At 54.0% G+C, this 23,347-nt stretch carries 15 protein-coding genes; 14 read left to right on the forward strand and 1 reads right to left on the reverse strand.

Going from position 1 to position 23,347, the window contains the following annotated elements; all coding sequences use genetic code 11:
- Window positions 1–14 precede the first annotated feature (14 nt).
- The 9 genes from HNQ92_RS15805 to HNQ92_RS15845 all read left to right on the forward strand — a co-directional run bounded on the left by HNQ92_RS15805 (window position 15) and on the right by HNQ92_RS15845 (window position 16,368).
- Window positions 15–338, forward strand: coding sequence for an anti-sigma factor antagonist (locus HNQ92_RS15805; RefSeq protein ID WP_184175019.1), 324 nt, complete (start codon window positions 15–17; stop codon window positions 336–338).
- Between the two features lie 9 nt (window positions 339–347).
- Window positions 348–767 (forward strand): ATP-binding protein, encoded by a 420-nt coding sequence (locus HNQ92_RS15810; RefSeq protein WP_184175020.1) that lies wholly within the window; start codon window positions 348–350, stop codon window positions 765–767.
- 96 nt (window positions 768–863) lie between these two features.
- Window positions 864–4,034: an nSTAND1 domain-containing NTPase gene (locus tag HNQ92_RS15815; RefSeq protein ID WP_184175021.1), complete on the forward strand. Its 3,171-nt coding sequence runs from the start codon at window positions 864–866 to the stop codon at window positions 4,032–4,034.
- Between the two features lie 143 nt (window positions 4,035–4,177).
- Window positions 4,178–6,757, forward strand: coding sequence for a TonB-dependent receptor plug domain-containing protein (locus tag HNQ92_RS15820; protein ID WP_184175022.1), 2,580 nt, complete (start codon window positions 4,178–4,180; stop codon window positions 6,755–6,757).
- 109 nt (window positions 6,758–6,866) lie between these two features.
- Window positions 6,867–7,415: a GNAT family N-acetyltransferase gene (locus HNQ92_RS15825; RefSeq protein ID WP_184175023.1), complete on the forward strand. Its 549-nt coding sequence runs from the start codon at window positions 6,867–6,869 to the stop codon at window positions 7,413–7,415.
- A gap of 7 nt (window positions 7,416–7,422) precedes the next feature.
- Window positions 7,423–10,317 carry a HEAT repeat domain-containing protein gene (locus HNQ92_RS15830; protein ID WP_184175024.1) on the forward strand — a complete coding sequence of 965 codons (2,895 nt, stop codon included), beginning with the start codon at window positions 7,423–7,425 and terminating at the stop codon, window positions 10,315–10,317.
- A 36-nt stretch (window positions 10,318–10,353) separates the two neighbouring features.
- The gene (locus tag HNQ92_RS15835; protein ID WP_184175025.1) at window positions 10,354–14,193 is read left to right on the forward strand and encodes a sensor histidine kinase; all 3,840 of its coding nucleotides are present in this window, start codon (window positions 10,354–10,356) and stop codon (window positions 14,191–14,193) included.
- A 63-nt stretch (window positions 14,194–14,256) separates the two neighbouring features.
- On the forward strand, window positions 14,257–15,147 hold the full coding sequence (locus HNQ92_RS15840) for a sensor histidine kinase (protein WP_184175026.1): 891 nt from the start codon (window positions 14,257–14,259) through the stop codon (window positions 15,145–15,147).
- Window positions 15,148–15,192: 45 nt separating this feature from the next.
- Window positions 15,193–16,368: a PP2C family protein-serine/threonine phosphatase gene (locus HNQ92_RS15845; RefSeq protein WP_184175027.1), complete on the forward strand. Its 1,176-nt coding sequence runs from the start codon at window positions 15,193–15,195 to the stop codon at window positions 16,366–16,368.
- A gap of 217 nt (window positions 16,369–16,585) precedes the next feature.
- On the opposite strand, the gene HNQ92_RS15850 is transcribed toward HNQ92_RS15845, so the two are convergent.
- A complete protein-coding gene (locus HNQ92_RS15850; RefSeq protein ID WP_184175028.1) occupies window positions 16,586–18,397 on the reverse strand; it encodes a glycogen/starch synthase in 1,812 nt (603 codons plus the stop codon).
- 254 nt (window positions 18,398–18,651) lie between these two features.
- Here HNQ92_RS15850 and ggt point away from each other — a divergent pair, with 254 nt between their 5' ends.
- The 5 genes from ggt (at window position 18,652) to HNQ92_RS15875 (ending at window position 23,224) form a co-directional block, all read left to right on the forward strand.
- Window positions 18,652–20,349 (forward strand): gamma-glutamyltransferase, encoded by a 1,698-nt coding sequence (gene ggt, locus HNQ92_RS15855; RefSeq protein ID WP_184175029.1) that lies wholly within the window; start codon window positions 18,652–18,654, stop codon window positions 20,347–20,349.
- Window positions 20,350–20,516: 167 nt separating this feature from the next.
- Entirely contained in the window at window positions 20,517–21,497 is a 981-nt protein-coding gene (locus tag HNQ92_RS15860; RefSeq protein WP_184175030.1) for a mechanosensitive ion channel family protein, read from the forward strand.
- A 61-nt stretch (window positions 21,498–21,558) separates the two neighbouring features.
- Window positions 21,559–22,431, forward strand: a complete 873-nt coding sequence (cysM, locus tag HNQ92_RS15865; protein ID WP_184175031.1) for a cysteine synthase CysM — start codon at window positions 21,559–21,561, stop codon at window positions 22,429–22,431.
- A 64-nt stretch (window positions 22,432–22,495) separates the two neighbouring features.
- On the forward strand, window positions 22,496–22,759 hold the full coding sequence (locus HNQ92_RS15870; RefSeq protein ID WP_184175032.1) for a hypothetical protein: 264 nt from the start codon (window positions 22,496–22,498) through the stop codon (window positions 22,757–22,759).
- 72 nt (window positions 22,760–22,831) lie between these two features.
- Window positions 22,832–23,224, forward strand: coding sequence for a VOC family protein (locus HNQ92_RS15875; RefSeq protein ID WP_184175033.1), 393 nt, complete (start codon window positions 22,832–22,834; stop codon window positions 23,222–23,224).
- Window positions 23,225–23,347 lie beyond the last annotated feature (123 nt).

The raw sequence follows: 23,347 nt of genomic DNA on the forward strand, positions 1-23,347 counted from the left end.
CTTAAATTTGTATCATGGCTTTTACAATACAAACCGTAGTGGAGGAACAGACCGCAAAAATGACACTGGCCGGAGAGCTGGATTCGTTGTCGGCGCGCGTGTTCCAAACTGAAATCGAGAAGATCGCTAACCAACCCATCAACGAGCTGGTCCTGTTCATGGAGAAGCTGGACTTTATGTCGTCGGCGGGTTTGCGGGTACTTATTTTTTCTAAACAGAAAGTAGGCTCTCACCTGTCTATTTACATCGTGAAGGCCCAGGAACTGATCCTGGATACCCTCGAGAAGACAGGGCTGCACCACAGCGTCAATATCGTTGACGAATACCCTGTTTTGTAATAGGTACCTATGGAAACAAAAAGTTTTCCGGGTACTGTAGACTCGCTGGATTCCATCAGGGAATACGCGGGGCAGGTAGCTAACGAGGTGGGCCTTTCCAAAAAGCCCACCTACGCTCTTAAGTTAGCCGTAGACGAAATCGCCACGAACATTATTCTGTACGGGTTTGAGCGGGTTGGGATGGAAGGGACTATAGAGATGTCTTCGGAGGTCGTTGATGGCAAACTGATGCTAGTCATTGAAGACGCAGCGGCTCCTTTTGATCCGTTGGCCAGAGAATTGCCCAATGAAGAAGACCTGACCCAAACGCTGGAAGAGCGCGAGATCGGAGGGCTGGGCATATTCCTGACCATCAATGGAGTCGATGAATTTCGGTATGAGTTCAAAGACGGGAAAAATCGAAATATTTTCGTCATGAATTTAGAGTAAGTACGTGCCCACCTGGTGCATGGTTCAATGCTATTGATTACTTTTAACGCTATTTTAAAACCTGGTTTCTAAATTTTCGGAAAAGAATCCCCTCTCATGGTAACGATAACCCATTCGAACCCTTTTCCCGGATTAAGAAGCTACGAATACGAGGACAGCCGCCTGTTTTTCGGGCGGGAATCGCACATTAGTGAAGCGAAGCGCAAGCTCTTTACGGGGCGTTTTCTGGCGCTGATCGGTTCGTCAGGGAGTGGGAAGTCCTCCTTAGTTAAAGCGGGGCTGATCCCCTCCCTGGCCGATACCGAAGCGGGCCAGGAGGAATGGAGCGTTGTGCTGTTCAAACCCGGAGCCAAGCCAATCAAAAGCTTTGTGACGGCTCTTAAGGCTCGCCTTCGGAAAGAAGGAGGGGCCTGGGAAGGCCAGATCCCGGAAGACTTTGAGGCTACGCTGCTGTCGAACCCGGAGGCGGTTATGGAGCCGCTGGCTCCGCTGCTGAGTAGAAACCTGCTGCTGGTCATTGACCAATTTGAGGAGATCTTCCGGTACGAGAGCGCCAGTGAAGCAAACGATAAGGCCGAGACGCAGGCCTTCATTCGGCTTTTGCTGCGGTTAATTCACCAAACCGAAGTACCTATCTACGCCGTCATTACCATGCGGTCCGACTACCTGGATCAATGCACGGACTTCAAGGGCTTGACGGAAGCCATCAACCTGGGCTACTACCTCTTGCCCAAAATGAGCCAGTCGGAAATGCGGGAGGCCATTACTCAGCCCGTAGAGGTATCCGGCGCGCGCATTACGCCGGATTTGGTGCAGAACCTACTGGCCGAAATGGCGGCGCACTCCGACTACCTGCCTATTATGCAGCACGCGCTGATGCGTACCTGGGATCGCTGGCGTACCAGTAAGTCAGACAGCGACCCCATTAGCCTGGCGGAGTACGAGGCCATCGGCACCATGAAGAACGCCATTACGCTGCACGCCGAAGAGATTTATATACAGCGGCTGGACGAGAAACGTCGCCTGGCGGCTGAGAAGCTATTCAAGACACTCATTGTACTGGGGCCCAACGACACCCCAACCCTTCACCCCACGCCGCTGCGGGAGATCCTGGGTATTACGGGCCTGCCCGACTACCTCCTGACGGACGTCATCCAGGTCTTTCGTGAGCGGGGTGCCTCTTTTCTAACGCCCCAGCCAAGCGTGAAGCTGGACCTGGATTCGATCCTGGACGTCTCGGTAGAACGAATTTTGTCGCTGTGGGAGCGCTCCCGCCTCTGGATCGAGGAAGAGCTGGAGTCAGCCAAGCTCTACAAGCAGCTCAGCTACTCGGCCCAGTTGTACCAGGACGGTAAAGCTGGGTTGTGGGTGAACCCGGAACTACAGATGGGGCTTAAATGGTTGGCCGAGCGCCAGCCTACCCTGGAATGGGCGCAACGCTACGATCCCTTTTTTGAGCGGGGACTCAATTTTCTTGAGTACAGCAAGAAGCAGTTTGAACTGGAAGTACAGCAAAAAGAAAACCGACAGCGGACCGAGCTGCGCCGGGCCCGCACGTTTGCGGCTATCTTGGGCTTTAGTTCGCTGGTTTCGCTGCTATTTTTGATTGTCGCTATGGTACTTCGCACCCAGGCTGAGCAGAGTGAAAAGCTGGCGCTGGACAAAGAAAGCCTGGCCCTTCGGGAGCGGAAGCGGGCCGAAGAGCAAACCAAGGAGGCCGTCTCCCAGCAAAAGATCGCGGAGCAACAGGGCGTCATTGCGGAGCTACAAAAAGCACTTACCGAGGAGCAGAAAGCCATTGCCGTAGAGGAACAAGAAAAGGCCATCCGGGAGAGTATTGCGGCGCAGGCGGCCCGACGCGTGGCCGAAGAGCAGCGCTTAAAAGCAGATAGCGCCCGCGCCGTGGCCGTTCGCTCCCAGCAGGAAACGGAGCGGCAGCGGGAGGTGGCTGTGGGAGCTCAGAAGGAATCCGAACGGCAAAAGGAAAATGCCCTCAAAGCGCAACGCGAAGCCGAAGTGGCCCGCAATGACGCTCTCCAGCAACGGGCCAAAGCCATCGCACGGTTTATTGCCACGCAGTCGTACCAAATGCAGGCCGCGGCCAACGACGAGCTGTCGGCCCTCCTGGCGCTCCATGCCTACCAGTTTAACCGCCGCAACGGCGGAGAAAAGGAAAATCCCGACGTTTTTAACGCGCTTTCCAAGGCCGGTGGAGCCAAGGCTACCCTCCAGGGACACACGGATATTGTGCGCATCGTGGCCGAAAGCCCCGTGAAATCCAGCGCCCAGTTTGCCACGGCTGGCGACGATGGGGTGATCAATATCTGGAATTACAACGCTTCTAACGAAAGGCCCCTAAGGCTCATCAACCCTAAGCAAACATTTAAAAGCATTCGCTCGCTCGCGTTTTCTGCCAGTGGTAGCACGTTGTTCGTAGGTACTTCCAACGGACAACTCGTGCGCTGGGATTCCTTTGCTTCGGGAAGCTTGCCGAGCGAAACGGTGATTGGCCACGACGGGGCCGTGATTTTCCTACAGCTTCAAAAGGAAGGCAACGAGCTGCTATCCATTAGTAACAACGGCCAGCTGCGCCGCTGGGACCTGGCCAACAAGCGGTTTGTGCTTCGACAAAACGTGAATACGGGACTAAACATCACGAGCGCGCACCTGGCTCCCAATGGCAAACAGGTATACCTGAGTAGTGCTAGTGGCAAATTAATCCGGCTGGACCTGGACGATCTGGCCAAGGCACCTACCGAGTATGACCTGGGGCGGCTCCGGGGCCGTATCACCGCCCTGGCTTTCCGCCCCGACGGTACCCAGCTGTTTGTGGGTAGTTCCGAGGGGGCGCTGTATATGGTTTCTGTTCGAAATGATGAGCCGATCCGCGGTACTACCACCAGCATTTCGGGAGCGCATACCTCTACCATTAGCCAGATCGTGTTTTCGCCCGATGGCACCCGGGTAGCTACCTCAAGCTACGACTGGAAGATAAAAGTTTGGAGCATGCTCTCAGACCTTTCTAAGCAGCAACCCGTTACGCTCAGCGACTTCGACTACTGGGTCATGAACATCGACTTTACGAAAGATGGGACGAAGCTCATTGCTTGCGGAGCCGACAAAACGGTACGTATTTGGGATATCAATTCGGAGGCACTCTTCCTGGAGTTGGCCAACAAAGTATCCGGTGATTTGTCGCCCGAAGACTGGGACAAGTACATAGGCAAAGACATTCCCTACGAGAAGTTGTCGCGCCGGTTACAGTAGGGGAGTACAGGCAGGAAGATTTAAAGCGCTATTTATAATTTGTAAAAGCTATGAGAGCAGGTATACATGCTATTTTATTTTGGTGTATCACTTTAGCCCGGCCCGCAAAAAAACTGGCGTACATACTCCTAGTGGGGGTGAGTATGCACGGCACGGTTGGTTGGGCGCAGGGCAATTGTGATGCCTCGGTGGTCATTCCCGAAGCGGACCGACGGTACCGGCTGGGCAACTTTGACGAGGTACTCAGCCTGTTGAAGCCCTGCTTGAAAAACGGATTTTCGTCCACGGCTCAGGTACAAGCCTACAAGATTGCGGCCCTTACGTACATGGCCATGGACTCGCTGCCGCAGGCCGCCGAGAGCGTAAGGTACATCCTGGGGATTAACCAAAACTACGAACCGGAGTACTCGGCTTTGCCGCAGTTCAAAGAATTGGTCATCCAGCAAAAACAGCTCCAAGAGCGGATCATCCAGGTTACTTCGGTATCCAAAAAAGCCGAAAACCTGCTACAGGTACCTGCTACGGTTACCGTACTCACCAGCGACGACATCCTCAAGCGCGGCTACCGCGACCTCACCCAGCTGCTCAGTGATATTCCGGGCTTTGACGTAATTCGGGGCAACGGCCCCGGCTACATGGTATTTTACCAGCGGGGGTATCGGTCTACGGGCAACGACCGGAGCATTTTGCTGGTGGACGGCGTGGAAGAAAACGACTTGCAATCGGACAACATTCAGTTTTCGAGACAGTACGCGCTGTCCGATATAGACCGCGTCGAGATCATTTACGGGCCTGCCTCGACCATGTACGGGGCCAATGCCTTTGTGGGGGTGATCAACCTCATTACCAAGAAAGTACTTGATAAGGAAATGCCTGAGGGAAAAAAGATGTCTTTCTCCGGTACCGGGCAGGTACGTTACGCGGGGATGAACACAAAGGTGTTCGATGGCGTGGCTACGGCCCGCACCAAGGACGTGGCCGTGTCGGTAACCGCCCGGATGTTTACGTCGGACGAATTGGATCTGTCGCGCTATCCCGAATGGAATTACGACGCCCGGGTACCTGATGACTACCTCCGCCGTAACATCACCGGGGAGGCCCGGGCTCAACAGTACCTGCAAAGTACCAACCTGGAAACGCGTTTTCCACAGAGCAACCTCTACGAAGTACAGCGATCGGCCGCGGGAGTACCTACGGCCATCAACCTTACCGAAGCGGGCCGGCAAAAGGCCGCCGAGCTGGACAATCAGTACCTCTTCAATGCCAGCATCAACGGGAATCCGGTGGAGTACAACAACTACTCCCAAAACTGGATGTTCCGGGCCAAGGTAGAGTTCAGTGATTTTACGCTTTCGTTGCTCAACTGGAAAACCGACGAAGGCGCGGTACCCTGGTACACCAACCAGTCCCGACTCGTCACCCGCGACCTGACCCGTTGGGTGTGGCTGAACCGCGCCCTGTCGTTGACCTACAACAAGTACATCAACGATAAAGTACAGCTGCTGAACCTGACTTCCTACCGGCTACACGAACTGGAAGGAGAGACGAACCTGGCTTCGTACCGGGGCTACTACAACGGCAGTCTGAGCATCATCGACCTACTCAACAACCGCCAGCCTACCTATTCGGTACCTTACTGGTACCGGGTGTCCAACCAGCTGCGTAACGAGTTTCGGGTACTTTGGACGCCCATTACTAAGCTGGATATCAACAGCGGAGTAGAACTCCGGAATAGCATCATTCAGGGCAACTACATCACATCCCTGATGGAAACACCCGATGAAACCGGACGCCCGGATTCTACCCTGGCCGGGGGCGATAATTTTAAAGTAATAGACCTGGGGGTATTTAGCCAAGCTACCTACAACTGGACCGAACAACTCAAGGTGGTACTTGGTGTCCGGATGGACTACAACCAAATCCGGCAGAATGGAGGCTACGGCGTAGTGGTCAATCCCCGTCTGGCGGCGGTCTACACCAAGGGTAAATTTGTCTTAAAAGGGATCTACGCGGAGGCTTTTAAGGATGCCTCGTACTTGCAGAAGTACGCTACGACCAGCGAGCGACTTCTTAACAACCCGACCCTGCAACCCGAAAAGGTTAAGAACATAGAAGCGAGCGCTTACGTAAAGTTTTCCAAAAGTACCTCCATGAGCCTGGTGGGATACCACGCCAACTACAGCAATGCCGTGGGCCTCACGCGTACCACAACGCCCGCCGGGGTACCTACTTCGCAGTTTCAGGCGCTGGGCCGCCGCCGCATCATGGGGCTCCAGGCCGAGGCCAAATACGAATCCTCAAAGCTTAACCTGTGGGCCAACTTTACCTATACCAATCCCCTGGATCTGAGTAACGAAAGCGGGGAGGCGGTGCGGCTCAGTGACATTGCCGATTGGATGTGTAACGTGGGTGGGGTCTATACGATCACGAAGCAGTTAAACCTCAGCGTCACGACCAACTACGTCAGCGCCCGCAAAACGGGAGCAGGTACCTCCGGTAGTAGCAACCCGATCACGCGCTTTGATCCCATATTTGTACTTAATTCGGCCTTGACGTACGAAAATATTTTTAAAGGCGTGAGTGCACAGGTGCAGGGTTCTAACCTGCTTAATGCCGAATATTTTGTCCCCGGTACCCGGGCGGCCGAGGGCGTGGCGTCGGCTTCGCGGTTCCCGCAAGACCGCCGTAATATTTCAATAGCTCTCCTTTTTGATATTAACTAATTGACGTAGCATAGTAAAAGAAGCACCATTAAGAAAAGAGAGCACCAGTATCCTAAGCAAGAAAAGCATGACTACGGCAGAGCATTTCCATACACCGCACATGAAACTTATGCCTCAACGATTTAAATTGGTAGATCAGGATTTTATATTGGAAAAAATCGAATATCCTGATCGGATAGACGAAATAGGCGCGCTCCGGATTAATGCCTGGCGGGAAGAAAAGGGCATTAACACCGCTTTTTTCTCCCGCAGTAGCTGGATCGAAGAGCTGGATCAGGAAGCGCACCATTGGATTGTGACGAAGGATAATGTAGCGATTGCGTCGGCGCGCATGAGCTTTCACTATTCGTTTGATAGCATACCCTACATTGATTTGCTATATGGAAAAAAACTGGACTGGTACGACCGCCTACCAGTAGCCTCCATTAACCGGTTGGTGGTATCCCCCGCTTACCGCGGTATGGGCCTGGCTAACCTGCTGGATAAAATACGCGTAGAATACGCCATACAAGCCGGGGCACGGCTCATTACGGCGCAGCCTTTGGAGTCGAGGGTGCAGTCACTCGGCCGCTTGGGTTTTAGCTTGATCGATCAGCTGGAGCCACCCTTTCAGATACCCGAACGTCGTATCTATTTCATGATTAAAGAAGTTGATTAAAAGCAGCATGTGGAAACGTGATACCCTACTCAAACTACTGAACATCAAGCAAGGGGAAGAAAAATTAGTCTTCCTGTTGATAGGGTATTCCTTTGTCATGGGGGGCGCGATGGCCATCTTTTATACGGTAGTGGCGTCTTCGTTTCTGATGAGTTTTAACAGCCTGGCGCTCCCGCAGGCCTACATTGTTGGGGGGGTATTTGTGTACAGCTTGGGGTTGCTGGTTACGCAGGCGCAGCGCCTCACCTCCTTTGCCAGGCTGGCCGAAGGGCTGCTCATTTTTCTGATCGTATCCATTGCGGGGCTGGTGGCCATTCACCATTATACGAGTAGCAAATGGGTATTTTTTGTACTTTTCATCTGGAACCGCGTATTTGTCCTGGTAAACGGAGTCACGTTTTGGGGCGTGGTGGCCAAGCTGTTTAATTTGCAACAGGCCAAGCGCCTTTCGAGCCTCATCAGCACCGGCGACGTGATTTCGTCTGTAGTGGCCTATTTGTCTATTCCCCTGGTGATCAAGTACATCAGCGCAGACTACCTCTTGTACACCGTAGTAGGGTTGTTGATCATATGTGCCGTGCTGATGCATCGGCTACACCGCATTTTCCTGGTTGATACCGACGTACTGGACCTGGCTCACGAAGGGGGAACGCCCCAAACGGCCGTAACCCAGGCAAAGCCGGAGCCTGAGCCGCCCCTTATTAACAAAGCGTACTACTCCAATATTTTCCTATTGGCCCTGCTGCCGGTGTTTGGGTTGTTCTACGTAGAGTACCTCTTCTTCACCGAATCGCGCGCCATTTTTCCTGATAAGGTACTTCTGGCCAGCTTCCTGGGCTTCTTTTTTGGGATTTCAGCCATCATCGAATTCTTCATCAAAACCTTCTTTTACAACCGGCTACTTAGTAAGTACGGCTTACGGATCGGCATCATCATGCTGCCAGCCAGCCTGGTGTTCGGGTTCATACTGGCGTCGCTGTACGGAATCGCGTACGAAGCCGCCGCCCTCTTTTTTGCGTGTATCGTACTGGGCCGCTTTTTTATGAGCGCCATTCGGAAAGCCATCAGTGAACCGGCCTTTCAGGTACTTTTTCAGCCGATTGCGGCTCGTATCCGCCTGGAAGTCCAGGGACGGATCGAGGGGCGGGCTAAGGCCATCGGAGGGTTGCTGGCGGGGGTGCTGTTGCTGGTACTTACCCAGGTACCTTTTATCGATGCCCAGCTACTCTCGGTTTTGTTCCTTTTGATTGCGGTGCTGTGGCTGTATATTTCCATCAAGACCCAAGGTACTTACAAAAGTACCATCCGCGACCGGGTGTATCCTCTACAGCAACCCAGGGACGCGCAGCCCCGCCGAACTACCAGAAAGCATCCGGCTACGAGCCAGTCCCATTCGTTCGAAGCGCTTATCACGATGGTTTCGTCACCCCAATCAGCCGACCGCATTGAGGCAGCGCGCGGGTTGTGTTGCTCCGGGCGGTTTTTGGCTTACAAGTACCTGATTCCGCTTTTGCAAGACCCTGACCCTAACGTACGTGAGGCCGCGCTGGAGGCCTCGGGAGCGCTGTATCGCCCCGAGCTCTGGCCCTACCTGCTGGAGCAGTTGAATTCGGAACGCTACGCTTTGCCAGCCGCCAAAGCCCTGGCAAAGGTAGGGAAGCCACTGCTGCGCGAAATCGACCGCTTTTTTCTCAATAGTTCGGAGGAAGAGGACTATCAGGAGAAGCTGATCGAGATTGTGGAACAAATAGGGGGCGAAGAAGCCATCCGTTTTTTGCGCCGTAAACTCAACTTCCCCCAGCGGTCGGTGCGGGAAAAAGTCATCGAGACGCTCCAGAACCTGGGCTACGTCTCGACGCATACCGAACAGACGATTCTGCTGCAGGAATTTGAGGACCACGTGGCATTTCTGGCCTGGCTACTAGCCGCCCAAACCGACATTCTGGGTACCTATGAGCCCGATAGTGAACTGGGCAAAGCGCTGGAGCGGGAGCACTACCGCACCATTCTCAAAGTATTTACGGTACTTTCGGTGATCTACGGCGATAAATTCAAGGTAATCACCTTACTACTTGAAAATAAAAACGAGGACGTGCGTGACTACCTCATGGAAATCTCCGAGCTGCTCCTGCCCGAGCCGGTCAAAGACAAGGTACTTCCGATGATCGACGGCAGCTCACTGGAAGAGATGAACCTCCGGTACCAGGCGGTATTTCCGCAGGAAACGCTGTCGGTCAAGGATCGTCTCAAGGATATCATCAACAAGGATTACACGCGGATTTCGCCCTGGACCAAAGCCATCGCCATCAAAGAGTTGCAGCATGATACCCCAGAGAGCGTGACGCCGATCCTGGTAGCCAATGCCGTGGCCTCTTCCCGGCTTATTTCGGAAACGGCCCTGTATGTACTTCGTGTGCTAAATCCCGAACGCTATACCTCGCTGACCCAAAACCTGGCCCGGCAGCATGATGACTTCCACGGGGCCATCGTGTCGGAGCTGGCTTGGGTTAGTCACGATGAAGAACTGCTCGTATGCAAGCTGAGAAGGCTTTGGTCGGTGGAGGTACTTCGTAGCCTGAAAATCAAAGAACTGAAAAGCATTCTGCTGCGCGCCCACTACCTGCGGCTGGAACGGCATGAGGTACTTGATCTTCAAAAGCTGGTAGAACCAGACGAAGACTATACCCTGATCGTGACCCACGGTACCTTGGTGTTGGCCTCAGAAGGCGCGGTAGGAAGCGGTACTTTGTGGCAGGTACCACCGGCCGGGCCATCGGGGGCTCCACAGCTGATCACCGCCCAGGAAGCATCGGAAGCGTACCTGGTCCAAACGTACAAGATACCTCTTCATATACCTTTGATTACTCAACCTGCTCTCGTCGATGCTCATCGACCTGGCTAGTGGGCATTCTACGGGTTATTATTAATACTGGATTGCATGAACAAATTTTACGACATACAGGGATATCGTGCCACGTTGCTTTTGGCTTGGCTAGGCCGAAAGTGGGTGGTTGGCTGTACCCTTGGGCTCCTCCTGTGGGCCCAAGGGGTTATGGCGCAGCCGGTGATCCGTACCTCCAACACGGAGCTCGGCAGCCCGCTGCTCAAGGTCTACTACCCGAACGATTACGGGGCTCACGGGCAGAATTTCGCCATTACCCAGGATCGATCCGGTATGATGTACTTTGCCAACTTTGCGGGGGTACTTCAGTACGACGGCGTGAAGTGGCGAACCATCCCGACGCAAAATATCACGCGGGTATCGGCCCTGGAGCTGGATCAGGCCGGACGGGTACTTGTGGGGGCCAACGGGGAATTTGGGTACCTGGCCCCGGACTCCCTGGGGGCGTTGCAGTTCCGGAGCCTGTCGGCCACGATCAAGGAGAACATTGGCGCCATTGTCCAGATCCTGCCCATCAGGGAAGGGATATGCTTCGTGAGCAACGAGAGCTTCTACCTCTGGAATGGCAAGTCAGTCAAGGCCTTTCGTCCTAACTTTCGCATTCAGTCGGCCTTTCAGCACGCAGGCAAGCTATTTATGTACAGCCGTAAAGACGGCTTGCTGTTTTGGGAAAAAGGGCAATACCGCAAAGTACAGGTCGATGCTAATTTCCCGTCCTTTCTGGATATTGTTTCGCTCATTCCGCTGGACGACCAGCGCGCGCTGGTCGTTACGGCCAATCAGGGTTTGTTCAAACTCGTGGGCGAGCGCCTCGAAGTATTTACTAGCCCGGCTAGTACCTACCTTACCCGCTACAAAGCGACCTGCGGGCTTCGGTTACGGAATAATTCCCTGCTGATAAGTACCCTTTCCGACGGCCTGTTGGCGCTCTCTCCCGACGGAGCCATCCAGTACACCATCAAAGCGGGAGGGGGGCTCCAGGACACGCAGGTCAACTACCTTTTCCGCGACCGCGATAATAACGTCTGGATGGCCCTCAACGAAGGCATCGCGCAGGTCGATGTACCGTCTCCCATTTCGAAGTTTGACCGTACCAATGGCCTCAAAGGAGAAGTGACGGCCGTGACCCGCTTTCAGGGGCGGCTGTATGTAGGTACCTTGAATGGCCTCTTTACCATTGCCGAAGATCAAATCCAGCTTTTCGGTGGCTTTAGGGCAAGCTGTCTCGATCTGGCGCAGACCAGCCAAGCCTTGCTGGTAGCCACCAACCAGGGGGTGCTGGAAGTCCAGAATGGAAGTACCCGAAAGCTCACCAACGATTTTTCGCTTTGTATCACCACCAAACGGGATAACCCCAACCAGGTATACGTGGGCCTGGAAGATGGCCTGGCGGTATTGAGCCTGAATGGAACCGGACGCCGCTACGAGCGTATGCGAGGCATCAACGAGCAAATCATGGACATTGTGGAAGGTACCTCGGGTGATATGTGGCTCGTGACGTTGTCCAAAGGAATTTACAAACTCAATACCCATACGGGCAAAATTTCTTATTACGCCGAGAAAGAAGGGCTGGCCAGTACGCTATACAATAAGGTATCCCTGAGCTCGCAGGGGTTGATCTCCTGCAACAAAGATGGCGTTTTTCGCTACGTACCGGCCCAGGACCGCTTCGAAAGAATTGATTTGTTCGGGCAGGGAAAGGAAGGCGGAGAAGTATGGTTTGACCAACTGGTAGAAGACGACAAGGGCGACCTATGGGCTACCTTAGGAAATGAAAAAAGGCTTACGCTGTATCGTAAAAAAGGGAATACGGTACCTACTACCTACGAAAAAGTAGAGACGCCTTTTCTGCCCCTGGTCGACGTCCCTTTCCAGGTTATTTACCCCGACCGCGACTCCGTGGCCTGGGCGGGCGGGCCGCAGGGCCTGTACCGGCTAGACCGCAAGATTGACAAAGAGTACTCGTCGAAGTACCCAACCCTGATCCGGCAGATTACCTCTTCGTCGGGCCTGGTGCGGATCGGGGGGCTCACCCAGACCGACTCATCTACCAACACGAGCCAGATCACGCTCAATTACAATCAAAATAATCTTTTGATCGAATACGCGCTTCCCAGCTACTTCGTCAACGAGCAGATCCAGTACCAGTTCCGGCTCGACGATTACGACAAGAACTGGTCAGAATGGACCCTCTCGGACCGCAAGGAATATACCAACCTGCTGCCCGGTACGTATACGTTTCGGGTGCAGGCCCGGGACCTTTACAACAATATTTCCCAGGAAGCCTCTTTTTCGTTTACGGTACTTTCTCCCTGGTACCTGAAGTGGTGGGTCGTGGCTCTCTACATACTGGTACTTGGCATCATTATCTACTACCTGGTGCGGTGGCGCTTGCGAGCGGTTATTAAAGAAAAAGAGAGCCTCGAGAACCTGATCCAGGAGCGTACCGAGGAGGTAGTAAATCAAAAAGAAGAGCTGGAAAAGCAGTCGGAAGAACTGGCGGCTACCAACGACCAGCTCGAGCGGATCGATGATTTCGTGAAGGCAATTAACAACGAGGTCAACATTGATCAGCTGTTTCAGGTAGTATTGGATCGGTTGTGTCTTTTTCAAAATGTAGAGGCGGCCTCGGCCTTGGTTTACGACAAAGAGATCAACGGGTTTCAGTTTATAGCACTGGCGGGTGTCAACGACCTGGCCGCCGTAGCCGACGTGACCCTTACCTACCCGCAGGCCATGAAGCGGTACGTGGAGGGAAGTGAGGAGGTAGTAGAAGATGTTTTTCTAAAGAACGACTTCCAGTACGAAGAGCTCGAGAACGCCCTGGATGTACTCCTGCCGCCCCGATCGCTCATGACCACACTGATCCGTGTCGAGGGAGAAGTCAAAAGTTTTATTACGCTGGAGAACATGTCCCGCACGCATGCCTTTGAGAAGCGAGACTTTGAGATGGTCCGGAACCTCAAGGAGCACCTCATCGGGGCGTACATCAAAGCCAAGATCCTGGATAACCTGGAAACAACCCTGGATAACCTTAAGTCGACCCAGGAAGAGCTGATCCGGCAGGAAAAACTAGCCTCGGTAGGGGAGCTCACCAAAGGAATCGTGGATCGTATTCTGAACCCGCTCAACTACATCAATAACTTTTCGCAGTCGTCGCAGTACCTGGTTGAAGAGCTGGCGGAAATTACCGAAAAGCACCAGCAGGTGTTCACGGAAGACGAAAATGAAGAGGTAGTAAGTACCTACGATATGCTTAAGAAGAATCTTGAAAAGATCAACGAGCACGGCAACAGTACGACGCGTATCGTCAAGGATATGCAAAAACTGCTTAAGGGGAAATCGACTGAATTTTTTGTTACGGAACTAAATCCCTTTTTGGAAAGCAAAGCCAAATCGTCGCTCCAGGAGGTACTTAATGAATACAAAGGGGCGGCTTCCGTGCAGTTGTCGTTCGATCTGGCGGCGCGGCTTCCGCGCGTACGATTGCAGCCCTACGAGTTTTCGCAGGTATTGCATGGGCTCATCAACAATGCCTGCTATGCCGTACTTGAAAAGAGTAAACTAACGAAAGAGTATTTGCCCGAGATACGGATCAAAACCGCCGAGATCCGCGGCGAGGTACGTATTCAGGTATGGGACAATGGCAAGGGAATTCCGCAGAAAGAGCGGGAAAAATTATTCAATCCTTTTTTCACTACCAAGCCTACCTCCAAAGGTACCGGGCTGGGCTTGTACATGAGTAAAGAGGCTGTGGAATTTCATAAGGGCCGGATTTCGCTGGATTCCAAAGAGGGAGAATATACCGAAGTGACCATCGTGCTGCCAGCCGTAAAGGCGTCGGAAGAAACGGTTATAAAAAAAGTAGCTACCTAACGATCTCTTTTTAGGCTGGATGCAGGAAGAGTAAGTACTCAATTCTATAAATATTAATAAACTATGGAGGAGCAAAAAAGCACGACCGATGACCTTGGCAGTACCGCCACTATGCTCCACAGTAATGTAGAGGCATTAAACCTGGAGATAGAAGGCTACAAACAAAAGATTGCCCAACTTGATAAGCTGGCGGGGATTGGTCAATTAACGGCCGGCATCCTGCACGAGATCAAGAATCCGGTTAGCTTTGTCAATAACTTCTCCCGGCTGTCGGCTAATCTGGTAGAAGAAATTGGTGCGATCATCCAGAAACCGCTAACCGAACTGGTTGAGGACGACTTGTTGGATCAGCGCGACTTGCTGGAGATGCTCTCGCAGAACATTGTCAAGATCAACGAGAACGGCAAACGAATTGAGCGAATTATCTCCGGTATGCTCCTGCAGACCAGAGCCGACGGCCCCCAGTTTGCGCCTACGGACCTGAACCAGCTGGTTGAGGAATATACCAAACTCGCCTACCAGGGCGTACGTAGCGAAGACAAGGAATTCAACGTGACGTTTGATTTTCAGCTGGACCCTCAGGTAGGTCTGGTGCGGATAGCGGGCAATGAGCTCGGGCGAGTTATCCTGAATCTGATTAATAATGCCTGCTACGTAGTTAACGAAAAACGAAAGCAAAACCTGGACGGGTACGTGCCGCAGATACGCATCGTGACCCGGCGCCTGGACGGGCAGGTGGAGCTAACGTTTAGGGATAATGGCCTGGGAATGCCCCAGGAAGTAATTACGCGGCTGTTTACTCCCTTCTTTACCACCAAACCGCCGGGCCGTGGCACGGGATTAGGATTATCGCTTAGCTACGGGATTGTCGTGGATGTGCACCGGGGCGCCATCACGGTTACTTCCGAGGAGCATGAGTATACGGAATTTGTAATAACGATTCCGGTGGATTGACGAAGTACAAAAAAACAACTACTAACTATCTAAACCTATTCCATAATGGCCATTAGAATATTAAGCGTAGATGACGAACTGGATATGGAAACGCTCATCACGCAGCTATTCAGAAAACAGATCCGCGAGAAAAAGTACGAGTTTATTTTTGCCAATAACGGCATAGAAGCCCTGGACAAGCTCGATGAAGTAGGGGAGGTGGACCTGATCCTGTCCGACATCAACATGCCCGGCATGGATGGCCTTACGTTGCTTGCCAAGATCAACGAAAAGAACAAGCCCTACCTGAAAGCCATCATGGTGTCGGCTTATGGCGATATGGACAACATCCGTACTGCTATGAACCGCGGGGCCTTTGATTTCATTACCAAGCCCGTCAACTTCGAGGACCTGGAGATCACCATCAACAAAACCGTGGAGCATATCGAAATGCTTTCCAGCCTGGAACAGGGGCGGCTACAGCTAATGGCGCTTCAGAATGACCTGAACGTAGCCAAGGAAATCCAGCTCTCGATGCTTCCCAAAACGGTACCTCCGGCTTTTGCCGAGGTGGGCGTAGACCTGCACGCTTTTATTCACCCGGCCAAAGTAGTGGGTGGGGATCTGTTCGACTACCACATTATGGATGCCGAGCGTGTGTTTTTTATGATCGGTGACGTGTCGGACAAAGGAATTCCGGCGGCCCTATTCATGGCCATTACCAAGGCTATTTTCAAAAGCCAGTTTTGCAATAAAATTCAGGATACGCTGTGCGAAAAAGTAAATATCATCAATGCCTTCCTGAGCGAGGACAACTCCTCGTTCATGTTCGTAACGGCCTGGATCGGAATCCTTAATATAAAGACCGGCGTGGTGGAATACGTGGATGCCGGTCACGAGCCTCCCGTGATCATCCGGGCGGACGGAAGCGTTGAGCTAGTAAAAAAACACGGCGGGATGGCGCTTTGCATCGATGGCGATTTTGATTATACCTCCCAGACGCTCACCCTCAGCGCCGGAGATCGGCTGGTGCTGTATACCGACGGCGTGACGGACGCCAATAACCTCAGCGGCGAACGCTACGGCTTGAACCTCCTGCAGGAATTTTACGCCCAGCGTAATTTTAGTACGGCTCAAGAAATTAACGAAGCCACCCTGGCTACGCTGATCCAATTCATGGGCGCGGCCTCGCAGTTTGACGACATCACCATGCTCACGCTAGGCTACACCGGTACCGTTTAGAAGCTGTTTGAGTTCGTTTCTTTAAGCTGTAACATTGTCTTTTCGGCTGCAACCGCTCGGCGGTCCGATTCGTTATTTTTTCAGCTCGTAGCTTCCGGCTACGAGCTGAAAAAATGCCTCGTTTCGCTCGAAAATCCTTCGTTTCGCCATCAAATTAATAATTCAAACAGCTTCTTAGCGGTTCGATGGGTTATTAGGAGGAAGGGCAGAAGGTACCTTAGTATAAGCTGGCGGAAGGACGGCTCCGGACGAGCGCTAGCTTATATGCTTCCTCATAAAAGCGCAGTAGCTTTTCCCAGGATAGGCTTTCTTCCAGCTGAGGAGCGAGCTCGCAGCGGGGCGCCGCCAAGCCGTTGGCAAAAGAGCGACTAAAGCGGAACATCGTAGCCGCTAGCTGCGCTACCGCCTGCTGGTCGGTTTCGAAGCGACGCTTAAGAACGTGCACCCCCTTGCGCTCCGGGTTCGGGAATTTTTCGGATACGTACTTTCCAAAGCCAGAGAGGTCGGTTGTGATGGTAGGGGTACCTTGCTGGGCGCATTCGGCGGCCGTGTAGCCCCAGGGCTCGTACAGGCTTGGAAAAATACCCAGGTGGCAACCCTTAACAAAATCCGGATAATCCAGGCCAAACAAAGAGTTGCTCGGGTGAATGAAGTCGGGGTGGTACACAACCTTGACGGGGTCTTCGGGGTAGTTGAGCAAACCCGCCTGCTGGCAGTAGGTACTGATGTCGTCGTCGTGGTACAGCGCGTGCGTTACATAAGGCGGCAAATCCGTTTTTTTGAATTCCAAAATTGCCTGCCGCCATCGCCGCAGGAGGTCTTCATCCACCAGCAGATTCAGGTTAGGCAGCGGCGTGTCCTTGCGCGTGGTGGCCAGGGCCGAAAAAAGCTTAGGTCCCAGCCGGGTACTTACCTGGTTGCAGAGCTTTCGGAGCTCGGTGTAGCGTGCGTGCGCTTCAAGTACCTCAGGCTTGAGGTGCCGAAAGGGCCGCCGGGTAATTATAAATACGACAATCGTTACTTCCAGGGCCTCTTCCTTCACCTGCTGATTAAGCCGTGAAAGGGCTTTCAGCAGCAGATCGAAGCCTTTGTTGCGGTACTCGTAGCGCCCCGAGGCGAAGAAGTAGAGGGTGTTTTCGGGCTGAATGTCATAGCGGGGCAAAAACTGCCCCCGCACAAACTGCTCGAGGTGCCGCCGACCCTTAGGCTCATTATAAGAAATTTCAGGCACCGAAGCCGCCGATACCGCCAGGCCGTTCGGAATGATGTAGTCGGGTTGGCGACCCAGAAAAGTAACACATTCCTGGGCGGCGGTTTCGCTCACGGCGGTGAGTACATGCGCGGCCTGAGCGGCGTTTCGCTCCAGGCGGGCGGAGGCCTCAATGGCGTACTGCCGGGCTTTTTGCAGCCAATCGAAGCCGGAAAACCGGTCGTAGAAAGCCTCCTCATTGGGAGCCAGGTAGCGCCCGAGCAGCGTGGCGTGCGTCGTAAACACGGTCGTGACGGGCACGGCCTCGTCGCGCAGCTGAGCCAGCCCACTGGCCGACATCCACTCGTGAAAGTGCGCCATCACGTCCTGGTCAGGCCCGGCGAGCTGCGTCACTTTGGTAAGGAAAATACGGACTTGCTCCCCAAAGGAAATCACCTGATTGACCAGCTCCTCGGCCCCGAGCGTAGGTACCTGGTAGCCTTCCCAAAGGCCGGTCTTTACGGCGTCCAGCTGTTTGAGATGGGTAGGAAATAGCAGCACCCGCGCTTGGGAGCCTTCCCGCAGCCAGTAGCCGTACAGCACCTGATATCCCTCCCGGCGCATAGCCCGGATGGCCTCACCCACCGGGCTGTCGGCCGGTTCGGGAAGGGGAACAAAATCCAGCTTCGCACTATTGGGAAAGTAAGGGCCCAGAAGAAAATAGTTCTCGCCCCAGCTTTTGGTCATGGGGGTAAGTCTCGAACTTATAAACGTGAATATTCCTCCAATTTGATTACATATTTCCCAGGCGACTTCAAAAAGTACGGTATTTTTTTTCAAGTTTGAGTAAAGGGTTCAGGCTAGGTTAGCGGCAGGCGCGGGTGGGTACTACTCCGGTGCTTGCTTTGGGTAGTTTAAGAGAATTTAAAGTACGGAAGCAAACAAAGAATAAAAAATGAATAAAAAGCTTAAACCGTCAAATTGGCCCGTAAAGCCGATAAAAGGCCAGCCGAGCTGGGAAAGGTGCTATACGAGGCTTCTGTTTATTGGTCAAAAGTAAGTACCTTGGATTTGGATATTATACCCTCGACGCTATGCGACACACGTTAGTAATAGGTCTACTTTTTCTGAGCCAAAGTACCTTCGTCCGTGCCCAGGACCGGCTCAGCGGCAAAACTTTTGCTACCCGAGCCGTGGTGATGGCCCAGCGGGGCATGGCTTGTACCTCCCATCCGCTCAGTACCCAGGCCGCTTTGGAGGTACTTCGGGCGGGCGGTAGCGCGGTAGACGCGGCCATTGCGGCCAACGCCCTGGAGGGAGTGGTGGAGCCTCACATGAACGGCATCGGCGGAGATTTGTTTGCGCTGGTATGGGAGGCCAAAACCCAGAAGCTCTACGGCCTGAATGCCTCGGGGCGCTCGCCCCATAGCCTCACCCTGGCCGAGCTCATGAGGCAGGGGCTCACCCACCTACCGGCGCGCGGGCCGCTGCCCGTTTCGGTACCGGGCTGCGTAGATGGGTGGTTCGAGCTGCACGAGCGCTTTGGCAAGCTACCCATAGACCGGGTGCTGGCCAGCGCCATTCACTATGCCCGCGCCGGGTACCCCGTCCACGACGAGGCGGCCTTCTACTGGTCGCGGATGGTAGCCGCGTTTGGAGATTTGCCTAACGTCCAAAGTACCTACGCGCCGGGCGGCAAAGTACCCCGGCGCGGCGATCTGTTCAAAAATCCGGCGCTGGCGGCTACGCTGGAAAAAATTGCCCAGGGCGGGCGGGAGGTATTTTACAAGGGCGACATCGCCCGGACCATCGATGCTTTCATGAAAAAACAGGGCGGGTACCTCAGCTACCGCGACCTGGCCGAGCATACCTCTACCTGGGTGGAGCCCGTCTCGACCAACTACCGGGGCTATGACCTCTGGGAGCTTCCGCCCAACGGCCAGGGCATTGCCGCCCTCCAGCTACTGAATATCCTGGAAGGCTACGATTTTTCCAAAATACCCTTCGACGGCCCCGAGCGCATTCACCTCTTTACCGAAGCCAAGAAGCTGGTGTTTGAAGACCGGGCTAAGTACTACGCCGATCCGGACTTTGCCCAAATTCCCATCCGTACGCTGATCTCTAAAGAGTACGCCGCCGAACGCCGCAAGCTCATCAATCCGGCCCAGGCGGCCAGCCGGGTGGAGGCGGGCCATCCGGCCCTGCGCGACGGCGACACCATATACCTGACCGTAGCAGATAGCGAAGGCAACGTCGTTTCGCTCATTCAAAGCAACTACCGGGGCTTTGGCTCCGGCATGGTACCCGACGGCCTGGGGTTCATGCTCCAGAACCGGGGCGAAATGTATAGCCTCAACGAAGGGGAGAACAATACCTACGCGCCGCACAAGCGTCCGTTTCATACCATCATTCCGGCTTTTGTTACCAAAGATGGAAAACCCTTCATGAGCTACGGCGTAATGGGTGGGAGTTTTCAGCCGCTGGGCCACGCCCAAATCCTGATGAATATCGTCGACTACGGCATGAATCCGCAGGAGGCTGGCGACGCTCCCCGTATTGACCACCAGGGCTCGTCGGAGCCCACCGGCGAGCGCATGGCCGACCGGGGCTTTCTGACGCTGGAGGCGGGCTACTCTTACGAAACCATTCGGCAGCTGATGGTACTTGGGCACGATGTTCGCTACGCTTTGGGGCTTTACGGGGGCTACCAGGCCATTATGTACGACCCTGAACAGAAAGTATACCACGGTGCCAGCGACTCGCGCAAAGACGGGCAGGCCGCCGGGTACTGAAGAAGCGGGCTTGCTTCGAGCGCGCGCAAGGGTACTTTTAGGCTGATAAAACCCCTTAGCAGCGAAGCCGAGCCGTCGTAGTACCCGGCCGTTTTATCCGGATTGATAAGGGTTTCTTACCCGTATTTGCGTTAAAAGATACAGTGAGCTAATCCATTTAGAACCGCATGATTTTACTGCAAGCGAAAACACCAGGCATTGTCAAGGAGGTAGAGAAGATCAGCCAGGGACTACCGCGGGAGGTGCGCCAGTTTCTGGAATTCAACCTCTTTAAGGTCAAAGACTACGAGATAACCGTCTTTGATATTCTGCTGATCGTCATCTTTTTTCTACTGAGTAAACTCCTTATCCTCTCCATATCCAGCGTACTTCGGCAGGGTTTCTTTCGCCGAAAACAGGTCGATGCGGGACGGCAGGAGGCGGTCATTCAGCTGGTGAGGTACTTTACCTACACCATCTTCTTTATTTTGGCCCTCGAGGTAGCGGGCGTACGGCTCTCCATTTTACTGGCGGGCTCGGCTGCTTTGCTGGTAGGTGTGGGGCTGGGGCTGCAGCAAACCTTCAACGACCTGGTGTCGGGGCTGATCTTATTATTTGAAGGAAGCATCAACGTAGGCGACATCGTGGAGCTCAACAACGGACTGGTGGGGCGCGTGACCAACGTAGGCCTGCGTACCTCCACCGTCGAAACCCGCGACTCCATCGGAATCATTGTGCCTAATTCTAAGTTTATCAATGATAACATCATCAACTGGTCGCACAACCGTTCCCTGACCCGGTTCATTGTGCAGTTTCGGGCTTCGTACCGAAATGACCCCGCCCAGGTGACGGCCCTTTTGCTGGCGAGTGCCAAAGCGCATCCCGAGCTGGCCCCCGACCCGGAGCCTACCGTTCGCCTGCGCGATTTTGGCGATTCGGGCGTGTACTATGAGTTGCTGTTCTGGACGTTCAGCGCCTGGCGCATCGAGTATATTAAAAGCGATATCCGCTTCGATGCCTTTGCCCGGTTCCGGGCTGCGGGCATCGAAGTACCCTACCCGCAGCAAGACCTGCACCTGCGGTCGGGCTGGGAAGGTCTGCGGGCGGAGCGCGCCACGCCGCCCGAAAGTACCCCTCCGCAAGGTACCCCTTCGGAAGGTACTTCGTAGGTACTTTGGCGTATTTTATAAGTGTAGTACCGTTTACTATTTCAATTCATAAACCTAACCAATGGCTTCCATTCTTGATCTGGTGGGCAATACACCCCTGGTAGAACTTACCCGCCTAAACCCGAATCCGAACGTAAAAATATACGGCAAGCTCGAAGGCCATAACCCCGGCGGGAGCGTCAAAGACCGGGCCGCGTACAGCATGATCAGCGGTGCCCTACAGCGCGGCGAGCTGAAACCGGGCATGAAACTCGTCGAAGCCACCAGCGGCAATACGGGCATTGCCCTGGCCATGATTGCCAGCCTGTACGGCATCGAGATTGAGCTCGTCATGCCCGAAAACTCCACCCGCGAGCGGGTACTTGCCATGGAGGCTTTCGGGGCTAAAGTAACGCTTACCGATGGCATCGAAAGTGCCCGCGACTACGCCGATGAGAAGGCGCAGCAGGAAGGGTACCTGATGCTCAACCAATTTGCCAACCCCGACAACTGGCGCGCCCACTACCGCACCACCGGCCCCGAAATATGGCGCGACACCCAGGGCGCAATCACGCACTTCGTGTCGGCGATGGGTACTACGGGCACCATCATGGGTACTTCGCGCTACCTCAAAGAGCAAAATCCTAACGTACAGATTGTGGGCTGCCAGCCTACGGATGGCTCGAGTATACCGGGCATTCGCAAGTGGCCCCAGGAGTACCTGCCCCGGATTTTTGAGCGGGAGCGCGTGGACCGCGTCATGGAGCTCTCACAGACCGACGCTACCGTCCTGGCGCGCCGCCTGGCCCGCGAAGAGGGTATTTTTTCGGGCATGAGTAGCGGTGGTGCGGCCTGGGCGTCCCTGCAGCTGGCCCAGGAACTGGATCACGGCCTGATCGTCTTCATTGTCTGCGACCGCGGCGATAGGTACCTGTCCAGCGATTTGTTCGGGTAGTTCTGCAGGTACCTTGGGTATGGTTATTTTGCTTTTGGAAGTTTTTCCAATAAATACAATGACCATGAAAAAGCGAATAATTTGCTCCCTACTTACCCCTAAGTACCTTCTTGGACTGCTGATCTTGCTGTCGGTTTCGTCCTGTATGCCTCGGGCCAATTCCCTGCGCAATTCCAATGCCCGTATTGGCCCGTACGACATCGCCGTGATCGACAACTGTGAGTATATCGTCATTCAGCGGGCGGGCCGACGGGACGTCTCGGGAGTGTTCAGTATCACCCATAAGGGCGATTGCAGCAATCCGATCCACCGCGTAGGTACCCGCTGAGGCGGGGGCCAGGTACCCTGAAAAAGTACCCGGATGGAGGGTTAGTAAGTACCTTGTAAACACGTATCTCCTTTGAAACAGTACCTGGCTCAGGTTGCTTTGTTGGTAGCCGACTACGACGAAGCCATTGCTTTTTATACCCAAAAGTTGGGCTTTACCCTGCTAGAAGATACCCCCCTAAGCCCTACCAAACGCTGGGTAGTAGTGGCTCCTCCCGGCTCGGAGGGCTGTAAGCTACTGCTGGCCAAAGCGGCCGACGAAGCCCAGCAAAGCCGCGTGGGCAACCAGACCGGCGGACGCGTTTTTTTGTTTCTCTATACCGATGACTTGGAGCGGGATTACCAGCAGCTACTTGCTCATGGGGTGACGATTGTGCGGCCACCCAGGGTAGAGAGCTACGGTACGGTGGCCGTCTTTGCGGACCTCTACGGCAACCAGTGGGACTTGCTGCAGCCTAGCTCGTAAGTAAAGTACCCCCGCGACTTCCGTGAGCGCGGCACCGCCCACCGCCAAAGTACCTCTAAGCCAGCAGAGCCGCTATTTAGTATAAAAAAACGGTCGGGGGTACTTTTATACCAAAAGTACCCC

This window comes from Rhabdobacter roseus (assembly GCF_014202275.1).
Classification (GTDB): domain Bacteria; phylum Bacteroidota; class Bacteroidia; order Cytophagales; family Spirosomataceae; genus Rhabdobacter; species Rhabdobacter roseus.